Source organism: Paenibacillus sp. 2KB_20 (genome assembly GCF_052115765.1).
Classification (GTDB): Bacteria; Bacillota; Bacilli; order Paenibacillales; family Paenibacillaceae; genus Paenibacillus_AQ.
On record NZ_JBFRHH010000002.1, the window covers coordinates 654,166 to 668,510 of the forward strand.

The following is a 14,345-nucleotide window of genomic DNA, read 5'->3' on the forward strand; positions in this document are numbered from 1 at the left end:
CATATTTCCAACCTTAGGACCATCGAGACGAAAAATCCCCATAAAAAATGGGCTTCCCGGCACGTAGTTATTCACTACAAATGGACAGCCCACTTACTATTATACTTTACATTAATGGTTTATTTCATGATCACCGGCACCGCACCAGCAAATCGATCGGATAGCGGCCTGCATTCCGACCATACAGACTGATGCCGCCCTCCTCGGCCCGCAGCTCCAGTCTGAAGCTGCGCTTGCGGTCAAGCTCTGCCGCGAGTCTCCCCGATACCTGCGCCTGGCACAGGTATCCGTACGAACCGGCTTCTTCCAGAAGGTTGTTGACCGGCTGATAGTGCCACGAGAGAACGCCTCGGCTATCGGCAGGATCATCTGTGAGCACAGCCTCGCCGATTTGGACATCGTCCACCCATACGGATATACGGGATTCATGCAGCTCTTCATCCGTCATATAGTAAGTGCTTGGGTTATACTCCACGTCCGCCGACGCCCCGTGCATAAAGTCGATTCCGTGCGTGCGATGCCGCGCACCCTCGATATTTCTGGCTAATAAGCGTTTCGCGCCAGCCTCGAAGAAAATCTCGATATCGCGGATCAGTGGCTGTTCCTCATGATCTGGCAGCTGCACCTCATAGACGAATCGGCCCCCTCCGCCGCCATTCACTTTAGAGCCTTGAAGCGCCTCCCACATGTAGCTGAAGCTTTGCTCACGGAATGTGTTAACCGGGATGCTTACGATTCTGCCTTCCACTCCATCGTTCCCCTGTCCCTCTCCGCCACGCACGTCAAACGTCGTAAAGTTGCGCGTTACCACACCGTTCGCTGCATTCAAGAGACGAACTCCGAGGATCGCAACTGCATCGGTCTTCGGCATGCGAAGCTTGAGTTCCGTTAGTGGGGTAACACCGTAGCCGTCCCAGGCCACTTCCAAGGTCCCTTGATCAGCAACAACCTTCGTTCCGAGCTGATCATAGGATAATTCCCAAGCCAGAATAAGCTTCTGTCCATGGTATTGATCCGAATAACTGGAGCGCAGCAGCGGTATGACGGCCTCAGCCCCTTGCTCCAGCGTCTGGCAAGGCGGTGCGTCAATAACGATGAAGTCCGGCGTGTGCAGGTCGGCGATCGTCATACCCGGCACGAAATCCTCGTATCCGAATTTTTTGTCCGTCCCATCCAGACGATAGTAGCCGTTGAATTCGTTTGTCACGTCGCGGAATTCCGTAAATACGAAACCGCACAGCTTATCATGGCGCCGGAATTCGTTCAGCATGTAACGGTAATGCCACGCGAGATCGCTGTCCCCGGCTCCCCCGTCAATTCCCCACACGTTTCCGCATTCGCTGTTCATGAGCGGAGCGTCGCCTTGCTGATTGCCGCCGATATAGTTATGTTCGGATCCCGGATGAGTCTTCTGGACAATCTCCTCGATATGATTGCGCAGCGGTTCATACCCGTTGATGTAAAAATGCCAGGTGTTGATATCCGTCTCCACATGATCGTAAGCGCATGGAGAATTGTCCTCCACAATCCGGGTCGGGTCCAGCTCCTTGGCCCATCTGTATTTCTCCCTTACCCATTCCTGCGTCTCCGGAAGATAGTAGCTGTGCTGCTCCTCTCCGCCCGTTAAACCCGTCGTTTTACTGTCGGTACGGAGTCCCCAAGTTTCGTTAAACATGACCCATGAAAAAATCGACGGATGATTCCGGTCCCGTTCAATCACTTCCAGCGCCTCGCGTTCATAGGCAGAACGTGCCGTTTCATCCGGATTCCCCCAGAAGCATGGCATATCCTCCATCACCAGAATCCCGAGTTTATCCGCCCAATACAGCTTGCGGGGCTCCTCCGGCTTAATATGAATCCGCACGAAGTTCAGTCCAAGCCGTTTCATCAGATAGATCTCGTCCCGCATCTCCGTATCCGTCGGATAGGTGAAAAATCCTGTCTGGTGGTAGGATTGGTCCAGCGTCCCGTTTAAATAGACCGGCTTTCCGTTGAGCGTAATCCAGCGATAATCCCGTCCGTCGAACTTCGCCGTTCCGATCTCGCGTATGCCAAAATAAGTATGGACGACATCTTCGCCCGAGGAACCCGCCAGGCGCAGCTCCCCTTCGTATAAATGAGGGGTTTCGGGGCTCCACAGCCGCGGGTCGTGGACTTGGAACACCGTTGTCCGTTCATTCGCGCCTTCTTGCAGCTCCCACTCCACCTGATGCGTAACCGAGCCCTCCGCAAACGAGAGTTGGAGTGTCGCTACGCCTGCTTCTTGAGCCTGGATCTTGGATTTCAACTCGATCTGACCGTCAATGGAGGTTGTAAAGATGGCTTGCTCCATGTAGGTTTGCGGCCGGGCCTCCAGCCAAACTGGCTGCCAAATGCCCCGGATCTCGCCATACCCCTGCTTCCCGCGGGCTTGGTAATTATGGTCGAAGTCCTCTGCACGCACAACGATTGTATTGTCTTTTGCCGAATCCCACACCGTTGTCACGTCAAATTCAAAGGTTCCGTAGCCACCTTGATGCGAGCCGACATGCTTGCCATTGACCCATACATCACACAGATAATCGACGGCGCCAAACCGCAGAAAGATTCGGGACTGCTTCCGGGTCGGCTCCCATTTCACGGACCGACGATACCAGCCTACCCCCTTCTCGTTACGCTCAATCCCGGACAAGGGACTAACCCAAGAGAACGGCACCGTAATCTCTGAGGTAAAAAGGCTAGCGTCTCCGCCCTGTAAGGCAGTAGCGTCATCACCGGTACTCGTACCCGCTTGCTGTCGTACCTCATCTGATCCTTCCGTATCAAGCCGGAACGACCACTGGCCGTTCAAATTCAACCAGTCTTTTCGCTCAAAATCCGGTCTGGGATACTCCGCGCGCGGAATTTCCGTGTGAATGGAGGGTGCTACAGGAGTCTTCATGAAGCGAACACAACCTTTCCTTTTTCTGAATTTGCCCCTATTCTAGCACCTGTATATAATAAATGCAATGTACATTATACTTTTACAATACATCGAATTTATTGTACACTTGGAGCTACTATAACTCTTCAGTAAAGGAAGGGGATTATGAACGAATCGAAGCTGGAAACCAACCGTTATCCGGCATCCCGGATCGTGGAAGTAGCCAAGGCCCTATCCAGTGATGTCCGTGTTCGCATCCTTGAAGCGCTCGGCGATAAACCGATGAGTGTCGGTCAGTTGGCGGAGGCGCTTGGGATTGCCCAGCCTACGGTGTCCATTAATGTCCAGATGCTGGAGCAAGCGGATCTGATCGTCTCTTCGCAAGGAGCGAATCGGGAAAAAATATGCGCCGTCACCTGCCGCTCCATTTTTCTCGAACTCCCCTCGAAGCCCGGCGAGGGGCTGCAGCGCACGGAAGAAATCCACATGCCGATCGGTATGTTCTCCCACTGCTATATCGAGCCAACCTGCGGCATGGCAGCTCGGGACGGTTCTCTGATCGGATCGCCTGACGATCCACGCGCCTTTTACATGCCGGAACGAACGGAGGCTGCGCTGCTCTGGTTCTCGGGATCAGGATATATCGAATATTATTTTGCGAACCCTATGCCGCCCGGAGCGGCTCTTGATGAGCTGCGCATCCGCGCGGAGCTTAGCTCCGAGGCGCCTTCCTTCCAGCAGGATTGGCCATCCGACATCACCGTTAGCATCAACGACCTCCCTGTAGGTACTTGGACAAGTCCCGGTGATTTTGGTGATCGCAAGGGGAAACTCACCCCGGATAAATGGAGGAGCGGCAGTGAGTACGGCATGCTGACGGAATGGCGCGTAACCAAGCAGGGCAGCCAGGTCAATGGCCACGAATCCAGTGCTACGACCATCGATTCGCTGGAGCTTGCCTTTAACCGGCCAATCCGCATCCGCTTTGAGGTGAAGAAAGACGCCGAGCACCCGAACGGCCTGAATCTATATGGTTCGGGTTTCGGAGATCATCCGCAGGATATCATCCTGTCTTTTGTGCGGTACACGGAAGCCTAACAGCCGACCACAGCCAGAAGAAGCAAAGCGAGGCAAATCTAATAATCAACCGATTGAAGACAAAAAAGGCTATCCCATGTCACCTCTCTTGGCGACTATGGAATAGCCTTTTTGGATATTTAATCATCATGACGGTTATTTCTTCTTCAGCTTATTGGTTTTTCCCATCAAATATAACAGGTACGGCGCACCCAGAAGCGCGGTAACGATACCTGAAGGCAATTCCTTCGGAATCATGACCACCCTCCCGATCCAGTCTGCTCCAGCCAGCAAAATTCCGCCGAGCAGCGCCGCGATGACCATCGATTGCCGATGGCGGGCGCCGACCAGCATCCTGGCGGCATGCGGCGCAAGCAGTCCGATAAAGCCGACCGAGCCGACATTGGCTGCGGCAATAGAAGCCAACAGCACCGCAATGATGGCGACGTACATCCGGGTATTCCGTACATGAAGGCCAAGACCGGTGGAGCTTTCTTCGCTGAACGTCAGCAAATCCACCTTCCGCCCGAGCCACGCAGCCAGAGGCAGCAGGATCAGAATGGCGGGAACAATCCGCTGGACCTCCGTCCAGCCCCGGTTATACGTGCTTCCCGCCATCCAGGATAATGCCGGCGCTACGTCGACCTTCGCATGAATGATCATCAGATTGATGATGGCAGAACCAAGCGCGGCAACTGCAATTCCAACCAGCGTAAGAATCGTCGGATGAAGTCCTCTTTTCCAGGACACCGCGTATACCAGCGCGGCTGCAGCCAACCCTCCGAGAACCGCTCCGACCGGTACCCAGCCAGCCGACAATTGCGGAAAACCTACCATCAGAAGCAGTGCGCCCGCACCGGCTCCGCTGGTCACTCCGATCACCTGGGGATCCCCCAGCGGATTCCGGACCGCATTCTGCAGAAGACTGCCGCTGACGGCCAGCGCCATGCCGGACAAGCCGGCTGTGAGCAGCCTCGGCAAGCGGAATTCCAGCAGAATCTGGCGATACATCGACTCGCCGCCTCCCGTAAGCACGGCCAGCACTTCCGTGAAGGGAATGCGCAGACTGCCGCTCATCAGGCTGAATATCCATACCAGCGCCAGCAGCACGCTGAACAGTGTTACCAAGGCCGGATATGGTATCCGGCGCAGGCTCGTGCCCGCCATGGCTGATCCGCCGGAAGCCCCGCGCCCTCCGATCAACGAGCGGGATACCCGCATGGCAAGCCAGATGAGGCACGGGGCTCCGATCATGGCCGTAATGGCCCCGACCGGAAGCTCACCGTAGGCGTTTATGAACATCCTGGCCACCGTGTCGGCCCCGACAAGCAGAGCAGAGCCCCATAAGGCAGCCAGCGGAATTAACCCCGCATGCCGGATCACGCCGGACAGGCGGACCAGATGAGGAGCGACCAACCCGATAAAGCCGATCGGACCGACCACGCTCACGGTCACGCAGGCCAGCACAATGGCTGCCCCCATCGCAAGCAAGCGGGTGGTGCCGACTTTTTGGCCAAGGGAACGTGCCGACTCTTCATTGAGGGTCAGAATGTCCCACTGGCGTACCGCTAAACACAGCACGATCAGCCCGCCAATGATCCACGGCCATGAAAAAGCTACGCCATCCCAGTCATTCTGAATTAGCGAGCCGGAGCCCCACAGAAAAATCCCCTGCGTCGTTTGCTGGTTCAGCAGCACCAGCGCACTCGTAACGGAGGATAAAACCAGAGTGACGATCATCCCGGACAATGCAATCCGCAAGGGGGAGCCCTGCGTTTTTCCCGCCAGCGCATAGACCGCTACAGCCGCCAGTGTTCCCCCTGCCACAGCCAAAGGAAGGGCATACTGATGCAGCAGTCCCGGCCAGAAGATCATCCCCGCCACGACGGCCAAATAAGCGCCGGCATTCACGCCAAGCGTTGTCTCCGATGCCAGCGGGTTGCGCGTGACGGTCTGCATGAGCACGCCCGACACCGCCAAGGCCGCGCCTGATAATAGGCCCATCACTGTTCGAGGAAGGCGCACGCTGCGGATGAGATGATGATCTGCAATATCCTGAGGAGACACCAAGGCCTGGACCACCGTTTTGACGGATATATCCGCTAGCCCTTGCGTCAAGCTGATAAATGTGAGAAATAACAGAGCCACAAGGCCTCCAACCAGCATCCATAACGGCTTCCAGCCCCTACCTGAGGAAACGGGTGGGGCTGGATGGATGCTCACCGGCGCGGAGCCTTGTGCCAGTTTCTTGCCGAGGCTCATTTTGTGAGCAGATCAGCTGTCTTCTGGGCCATGGTTTGGGCAGACAATGGGCCGCCGTATGGCCACATGTCACCGCCAAGTGCATACACGCGGTCTTCTTTAACAAAGTTCAGACCTTTCCATACCGGATTGTCCTTCAATTGGTTCTCGATGACGTTATCGCTATCCTGAATCATATGCAGGAAATTCGCATCCTGAAGGGCAGGCAATGCCTCTACGTCCCCAGTGGTAAATCCATAAACCTCAAATTGATTAGGCTTATGGGCATTGGTTAACCCGATGTGCTCCAAAATTTTGACGGCCAGGGAATTGTCCGTCGAAATCCGGAACGTCACCGCATTCTGGTTACTGTACCCCATCGCCAGCGCAAATGGTTTTTCCGTCATACCGGCAGCTTCAAGCTTGGCTTTGGCGTCGGCATAGGTTTGATCCAGTTCGCTAAGCACTTTTGCAGCTTCGTCTTTCTTGCCAAGCACGTCAGCAATCGTATTGAAGGTATTAACCATCTCTTCATATTGGTCCCCTTGTCCCTCAACCGGATAAGGATCGAATACCAATGTTGGCGCGATGCTGTTGTACGTATCATAGCCAGCTTCAAGATTTGATTTCAAACCGATGATCAGGTCCGGCTTCAAGGAAGCGATAAGCTCGAGATTCGGCTCTTGACGAGTGCCGACATCGGTCACATCCGAACCGATCTCCACCGGAATGTTTACCCACTGGTTCATCCCCTCAATATCTGCAATGCCGACGGGCTGAACGCCGAGCGCAAGGACATCCTCCGCGTAAAGCCATTCCAGTGCGACAATACGCTTAGGAACGCCAGTGATTTCCGTTTCGCCCAGGGCGTGCTTAATGGTTCGGGTCTCCGGCGTGGCCTCGGTGTTATCCCCACCCTGTGCGGCCCCTTGATCCGAATTCTGCGCTGCGGTAGAGCCGCCTCCATCATTGGATGCCGCGCCTCCGCCACAACCGGCTAAAACCAATGCAAAAATCAATACGATAAACACGAGACCCTTCATACTGCGCATTGAATTTCTCCCCCTCATACCCTCTATGTATTGTAGATATTGTTTACTAATAATAATTATTGAGAACAATTATCATTATCAACACTCAGCACAATGATAATTATTCTCATTAAGATTGTCAATAGAATTTATGAAGATTGCCTGAACCCTCCATCAATCTGCCTTTTCTGCCATGAGTATGGAATTCGTTCTTTACAGAACATGAGATGTATAACATAATCTTACTAAATTATTCCTACAAACTTAGCGTCTACCATTCAGTCTGGTGCCTTATATCCGCTTTAACAAAACAACCGAAAAGAGAGGGATCTGCATGCGTGACAAAACCCCCACTCCGGCTGAAGAGAGCGACTTTCCCGTTAAAGCCGGCAAACCTGCACGGCAAGCCCTTATCGTTGCAGGCTATCATCAGCTTGCCGACCTCACCCAAGCATCCGAGAAAGAACTGCTGGCGCTTCACGGGGTAGGGCCCAAAGCGATCAGAATACTGCGCGAAGCTCTTGCCGAGAAGGGCCTTTCCTTCAAAGAATAAATAAACACGATAGGTCTCCAAAGGCCATAAAGGCCAGGGATCTATCGTGTTTGTTTTTTTCCCATACAGCACACCAATCTTGGATTGGTGCGCTCATTGATGTTCCATATCATCTTTGACAATGGGACTTCGACTATATGATGTTATAGCGTTTCAATATATCTTCGATGACGGTTCCGGAAACTTTTTTCAAAGCCTGCTTTTCCAATAAGTTCATGATCAACGGAAGCTTCAAATCGGTTAGTTTTTTACCGTCCATCATTTTGGAAGTGGAGTCCAGCAGTACACGGACATCGTAGCAGGAGCCGAATACTTCAGGTACGCCGCGGTCTACGTTTAATAAGGTATACACGGCCTCCATTGCTGTTCGAACCGAATATTCGGTTGTAAATACGGTGTCGCGAACCGTGTCGGCAAACTGTCCGATAAACGCGAAGTTGACGCAACCATCCGGAACTACTTTTGGCCGGTCTCCTTCTGTTCTCGGCATGAAGAATGCCGTAATATAAGGCATCATGGTCGGGATGCAGCGGGCAGAGTTGGCAGCCATGTCAGCAATTTCATGCTCCGGCACACCCAGATGGTACAGCCACTCCATCGTAATTTCCTCGCCGGTACATTCTCTCATCGGCTTCTTGACGTAATCGCCCGGAACATCGGTGAATAATCCATATACCCATACCACAAGCTGATCTTTCGGCTGCTCTTTGAAATGCGGTTGACGATTTAAAGTGTAACTCATGAGCCACTTGGAATCCTTTACGGACACGATGCCGCCGGTAACGACCTTTCCGCTGAACGGGTCGCGCTGACAAACTTTTTCAATATAGGGCGGAATTCTGTCATCAAGTGTCGTAACGGTTGCCGATTCCCAGTTCGTCGCTTCCGTATTCGTGCAGAATTTATCGGGGCGCCCAAAGGATGGATCCTGCTTGGCGATATTTCTCCAGAGCTCCCAGCAGCCGCCTGCGGAACGATTGAATTCAGCCGCACGATGATGGTCGCCCGAAGAAGAATTTTCCGTGCAGCTGCCATTTGTCACAAACACCAAATCATCTTCCGTTAAATCGATATATTCCTCATTGCCAGCACGGCGACATACAATTTGCTTGGCAACCTTCTTATTACCTTGAATATCAAATACTACATTCGTGACCGTTGTATCATATTGGAAATGAACGCCATGCGACTGCAAATATTTCATCATTGGCAGAATCAATGACTCATATTGATTATATTTCGTAAATTTTAACGCCGAAAAATCAGGCAGTCCGCCAATATGGTGAATGAATCTTTGAATGTAAAGCTTCATCTCCAAAGCGCTGTGCCAATCTTCAAAGGCAAACATCGTTCTCCAGTAAAGCCAGAAATTCGAGGCAAAGAAATCCTCCGTGAATACATCGGTAATTTGCTTATCATACAAATCTTCGTTTCGAGTAAAGAATAACTTCACGATTTCCAGCGAAGCTTTTTCACTCAGAGCAAATTTTCCATCCGTATGGGCATCCTCGCCTCGGTTAACCGTGGCTCTCATTAGAGAATAGTTTGGATCTTTCTTGTTCAGCCAGTAAAACTCATCCAAAACCGATGCGCCTTCAATTTCCAGAGACGGAATAGTACGGAACAAATCCCACAAGCATTCAAAATGATCTTCCATTTCCCGTCCACCGCGAATAATAAAACCTTTATCGCTGTCATGAATTCCGTCGCAGGCACCTCCGGGAAGACTAAGCTCCTCCAGAATGTGAACCCGTTCTCCCTTCATTTGGCCGTCGCGCACAAGGAAGCACGCAGCTGCCAGAGAGCCTAAACCGGCTCCAACCAGATATGCTGATTTTTTGTCGACATCGACCGGTTTTTCCGGACGGGCAAACGCTTCATAATTTCCATTGCTATAATACATTCCAGTCACCTCCGAATTGATTCTAGCAACTTCATCATAAGAAAATATTCGGAGGTCTCCTATAGACAATGTCCGCCTAATGTCGAAACTTTCGACAAAAGCCTAATATTGTCTAATGATCGTGGTGCGATTTAAACTTTTCAAGCGCGAAAAAAATATCCCCTTGAATCAAAATGCTTAGCCGGTCCACAATCGCAGCGGGCTCTTCCTTCATCCCTTTAGCAATCCAATCCAGCATCAATCCTACAAACGCATATTTATAAAAGTCAGCGATAAACGACTTATCATCATCCCTGATCGACATCGTAACGGCCTTTTCCTCGATAACTCCTATCAAAAGATTATAGGTTACGTTAAATAGGTACCTTTCCAGCTGCTCTCGTTTAATCGAATGATAGACACTCGTCACAAACGCCTTGTTTTTCAGCACATACTCAAATATTTGCAATAGGCCCTGCTGCCACGTGTCATATGTTTTCTTGCCATCCAACGCTATGGTAGCCTCGCTTGTGCAAATCCACTCCACAAGATCATAAATATCCTTGAAATGATAATAAAACGTTTGGCGATTTACTTCGCAGTCCTCAACAATATCAATAACGGTTATCTTATCAAGCGTTTTTTTCTCAAGCATTTTTTTTAGCGATAGGGCAAGCGCTTTTTTTGTTGTTTGTGCCATAAAACCCCTCCAATCAAGAGCGTAATCATCCACAGAGGCAATGATCAGATTATATATCTTCATTATAAAGGAACTCAACGCGAAAAAGCGGTATCCTTATGAGGCAAAATAAATTGGAAACACGCAGGAAGTCAAGAGATCGTAGCCCGGGTGGCATCGTAATAAATAAAACCCTATACACATTGTGAAATAATTCACCACATAATTGATTGCTCTATATTACAATAAAGTGGACCTGACGAGGCTGACCGGAGGGAGGCAACTGGGGAAGATCTGAGATTCGAAGAGTAAAGGTCACGCTCACGTTCCCTTTCGCTTCTCGCTTTCCTACGTTACGACCTCCTTTTTCGATTGGCTCTTTATGGTCAACTAAATAGATATAGAGAAAATGGAGGGTTACACAGTGAAAAGGAAGTTTGCAGCAACGCTTATACTCATTCTCTCTTTCATGCTTGCTATCGCGGGATGCGGCAGCGGGAACCAGGATCAGAGTCAGGACAACGCGAAAAAAGAAGAAGACCAAGAAACGGCCGTTTCGGGTGCGTCCCAAACCGGTTATACGCCGATCGATCAGCTCAAAGAAAAGTATGATATCATCATCGTCGGTGCAGGCGGAGCCGGTATGTCTGCTGCCCTTGAGGCAAAAGAAAAAGGCATGAATCCGGTCATTTTTGAAAAAATGCCGATTGCCGGCGGGAATACCATAAAATCATCTTCGGGCATGAATGCTTCCGAAACCAAGTTCCAACAAGAACAGGGCATTAAGGACAACAACGATTTATTTTATGAAGAGACTTTAAAGGGCGGTCATGGAACCAACGACAAAGACATGCTTCGTTTCTTCGTTGACAACTCGGCAAGCGCGATCGATTGGCTGGATTCCATTGGGATTCGGTTGAACAATATCACCATTACGGGCGGCATGAACGAAAAACGCACGCACCGTCCTGAGGACGGCTCAGCAGTAGGACAATACCTTGTCAACGGACTGGTAAAAAATGTACAAGAACAAGAAATTCCGCTATTCGTCAATGCCAAGGTAACGGATATTACGGAAAAAGACGGCAAGGTAAACGGCGTCAAAGTCATCTTCAACGAGAATGATGAGAAAAACATTGCAGCAGATGCCGTCGTTGTGACAACCGGCGGTTTCGGAGCCAATATGGACATGATTTCCGAAGTTCGGTCCGATCTGAAAGGGTACGTGACCACCAACCAGGAAGGCAGCACCGGTGACGGCATCACCATGATTGAAAAGCTCGGCGGTACAACGGTCGATATGGATCAAATCCAGGTTCACCCTACGGTGCAGCAGGAGAAATCTTATCTCATCGGGGAAGCCGTTCGAGGAGAAGGAGCCATCCTCGTGACCAGCCAAGGCAAACGTTTCACAAACGAGCTGGATACTCGGGACAACGTCACCGCCGCCATCAATAAGCTTCCTGAAAAATCGGCTTTTCTTGTGTTCGATTCCGGGGTAAAATCCCGCGTCAAAGCGATTCAGCAATATGAGAAAATGGGCTTTGTCATTCACGGTGATTCGATCGAGTCTTTAGCCAAAGAAATGGACGTTCCAGTTGATCAGCTTAAAGCCACACTGGATACATGGAACAGTGCGGTGAAGAACAATAAAGATACCGAATTCGACAGAACGACAGGCATGGATAACGACTTGTCCGAAGCGCCATACCATGCCATCCAAATCGCCCCCGGTATTCACTACACCATGGGCGGCGTAAAAATCAACACGAACACGGAAGTTTTGGATAAAGACGGCAAGCCTATTCCAGGATTGTTTGCAGCCGGTGAACTAACAGGCGGATTGCACGGTCAAAACCGGATCGGTGGCAACTCTGTTGCCGAGATCATTATTTTCGGCCGCCAAGCCGGCATCAAATCAGCTGAATTTGTGGGAGCACGGTAAGCTGTAGTCTGCATCCTTCATACGGCAAAACAACAAACGCTTGGTCTTGTTTTGATCTTCCGATAGCCATCTTTTTAAAAACCATATTTACATTTCTATAAAAATAGATATAATAAGCGTATGGATACCTTACAAACCATCAAAGCACTATCAAACGAGTCCCGGTTTAAAATCCTGGAGTGGCTGAAGCATCCGGAGGAACATTTTGCTCCGCAGGATCACATGCCTTCGAAATGTGATTTTCAGGGCGGTATCTGCGTGGGCTCCATTTCGGATAAAACAGGACTCGCTCAGTCGGTCGTTTCTGGCTATCTGGTAAAATTGCAAAAGGCCGGTCTACTGGAATCCCATCGAGCGGGCCAGTGGACATATTACAGACGGAATGAGGAAGGCATTCAGCGTTTTATCGAACAACTCAAGAAAGAGCTTTAGGCTTAAAAAGCAAAGTGAAATTGAAGATTAAGCTTAAAAGCTCTTTCTTTTTATCATATATATCTATTTTTATGAAAATACAGAAAAGCATATTAAACATATTGGAGGATTCCATACATGACCAACCAAAATCAAAATGTCCGTTCTACAGCATCCCTATTCGAGCCATTTACCATCGGTAACCTTACTCTTTCGTCCCGCGTGGTGATGGCCCCTATGACGCGCGGGTTCTCCCCTAACGGCGTTCCAGGCCCGGATGTGGCCGCTTACTACCGCCGGCGTGCGGAGAATGGCGTCGGATTGATCATTACCGAAGGAACACTGATTAACCATCCAGCGGCTACCGATAGCCCCAATGTGCCTAACTTCCATGGTGAAGCCGCATTGAACGGCTGGGCCGAGGTGGTCCGTCAGGTCCATGAAGTCGGCGGTAAGATCATGCCGCAAATTTGGCATATCGGCATGACTAGACCAATAGGCGCCGAGCCAAATCCGAAGGCACTTCCCATCGGACCATCCGGACTTGACCTGGACGGCAACGTCGTCACGAAACCGATGACCAAGGATGAGATCGAGCAGGTCATTCAAGCTTATGCCGATGCGGCCGCGAATGCCAAGCGCATTGGCTTTGACGGAGTAGAAATCCATGGTGCCCACGGATACCTGATCGACCAATTCCTCTGGGAAAGAACGAACCAGCGTACCGATGAATACGGAGGTGACATGCTGAAGCGCGCCCGCTTTGCGGTCGAAGTGGTGAAAGCCGTACGTGAGGCGGTGGGTCCGGACTTCCCGGTTGCTATCCGCTTATCCCAATGGAAGACGACCCAATATGAAGCAAAGCTGGCGGATACGCCTGAAAAGCTGGGTCAGTTGTTAACCGCGCTGTCTGACGCCGGGGTCGATATATTCCACTGCTCGACCCGCCGCTTCTGGGAGCCTGAATTCGAAGGTTCTGACCTGAACTTTGCTGGATGGGCCAAGAAACTGACGGGGAAAACGGTCATCACCGTTGGTTCTGTTGGCTTGGATGAAGTGTTTACCAGTCTCTTCACCCAAGGCAAGGGTGCCGGCCAGAAGGACCTTGAAGAGCTGCTGAACCGCCTTGAGGAGCATGAATTTGACCTGGTTGCCGTAGGCCGTGCCCTGCTGGCTGATCCAGAGTGGGCTGCTAAGGTTCGAGACGGACGTTTCGACGAGTTGGCACCATTCACGCCGGATTCCTTGAAAACCCTGGTTTAATGCGATTTCAGTCCCCTCCCCGGGACTTATAGCCGCATTGGATCTTTAAATATAAGAAAAACGTCGATCGACGTACTTTCACAGTAGACAGACCGCATGTAGCGGAAGTTTTTCTTGCGAGATAAGGATGCTAAGCCTCGGATGTTTATACTTTCTTATCTCTTAAATGCAAAAACCGGAAGAAGACTTCTGTCTCTTCCGGTTTTTTGCTGTATAATAATTTGCTCTTACCGCTGACCTGGACAGCCTGCCGCTCATGGGACCGCCACTTCTAGCTCCATTCAACGGACCGTTTTCCGAAGAATTGACGTGGCGAAACATACAGCCAGAAATACCCGATGGCTGAAATGAGACACAGCTG

10 protein-coding genes are annotated in these 14,345 nt (G+C 50.9%); 5 read left to right on the plus strand and 5 right to left on the minus strand.

What is annotated here, in order from left to right:
- Nucleotides 1-130: 130 nt before the first annotated feature.
- The gene (locus AB4124_RS08645) at nucleotides 131-2,920 is read right to left on the minus strand and encodes a glycoside hydrolase family 2 protein (protein WP_441972388.1); all 2,790 of its coding nucleotides are present in this window, start codon (nucleotides 2,918-2,920) and stop codon (nucleotides 131-133) included.
- 147 nt (nucleotides 2,921-3,067) lie between these two features.
- On the opposite strand from AB4124_RS08645, the gene AB4124_RS08650 reads away from it, so the two are divergent.
- A complete protein-coding gene (locus AB4124_RS08650) occupies nucleotides 3,068-4,000 on the plus strand; it encodes an ArsR/SmtB family transcription factor (RefSeq protein WP_430109968.1) in 933 nt (310 codons plus the stop codon).
- Nucleotides 4,001-4,135: 135 nt separating this feature from the next.
- On the opposite strand, the gene fhuB is transcribed toward AB4124_RS08650, so the two are convergent.
- Together fhuB and AB4124_RS08660 are read right to left on the minus strand one after the other, a co-directional pair.
- Nucleotides 4,136-6,241 (minus strand): Fe(3+)-hydroxamate ABC transporter permease FhuB, encoded by a 2,106-nt coding sequence (fhuB, locus tag AB4124_RS08655; RefSeq protein WP_076322651.1) that lies wholly within the window; start codon nucleotides 6,239-6,241, stop codon nucleotides 4,136-4,138.
- A complete protein-coding gene (locus AB4124_RS08660) occupies nucleotides 6,238-7,272 on the minus strand; it encodes an ABC transporter substrate-binding protein (RefSeq protein ID WP_441972391.1) in 1,035 nt (344 codons plus the stop codon). Before AB4124_RS08660 ends, fhuB begins: the two co-directional genes overlap by 4 nt.
- Nucleotides 7,273-7,585: 313 nt before the next feature.
- Here AB4124_RS08660 and AB4124_RS08665 point away from each other — a divergent pair, with 313 nt between their 5' ends.
- Complete coding sequence (locus tag AB4124_RS08665) at nucleotides 7,586-7,804, plus strand: DNA-binding protein (protein ID WP_441972392.1); 219 nt, start codon at nucleotides 7,586-7,588, stop codon at nucleotides 7,802-7,804.
- A gap of 133 nt (nucleotides 7,805-7,937) precedes the next feature.
- Here AB4124_RS08665 and AB4124_RS08670 read toward each other — a convergent pair whose 3' ends face one another.
- A complete protein-coding gene (locus AB4124_RS08670) occupies nucleotides 7,938-9,707 on the minus strand; it encodes an oleate hydratase (RefSeq protein ID WP_379414114.1) in 1,770 nt (589 codons plus the stop codon).
- 112 nt (nucleotides 9,708-9,819) lie between these two features.
- Nucleotides 9,820-10,386, minus strand: coding sequence for a TetR-like C-terminal domain-containing protein (locus AB4124_RS08675; protein ID WP_339269407.1), 567 nt, complete (start codon nucleotides 10,384-10,386; stop codon nucleotides 9,820-9,822).
- Nucleotides 10,387-10,789: 403 nt separating this feature from the next.
- Between AB4124_RS08675 and AB4124_RS08680 the strand changes: the two genes are divergently transcribed.
- From AB4124_RS08680 to AB4124_RS08690, 3 genes are all read left to right on the plus strand, one after another.
- Nucleotides 10,790-12,310: a flavocytochrome c gene (locus AB4124_RS08680; RefSeq protein WP_441972395.1), complete on the plus strand. Its 1,521-nt coding sequence runs from the start codon at nucleotides 10,790-10,792 to the stop codon at nucleotides 12,308-12,310.
- Between the two features lie 120 nt (nucleotides 12,311-12,430).
- Complete coding sequence (locus AB4124_RS08685) at nucleotides 12,431-12,742, plus strand: ArsR/SmtB family transcription factor (RefSeq protein ID WP_076322657.1); 312 nt, start codon at nucleotides 12,431-12,433, stop codon at nucleotides 12,740-12,742.
- A gap of 117 nt (nucleotides 12,743-12,859) precedes the next feature.
- Complete coding sequence (locus AB4124_RS08690; protein ID WP_441972397.1) at nucleotides 12,860-13,984, plus strand: NADH:flavin oxidoreductase; 1,125 nt, start codon at nucleotides 12,860-12,862, stop codon at nucleotides 13,982-13,984.
- Nucleotides 13,985-14,345: the final 361 nt, after the last annotated feature.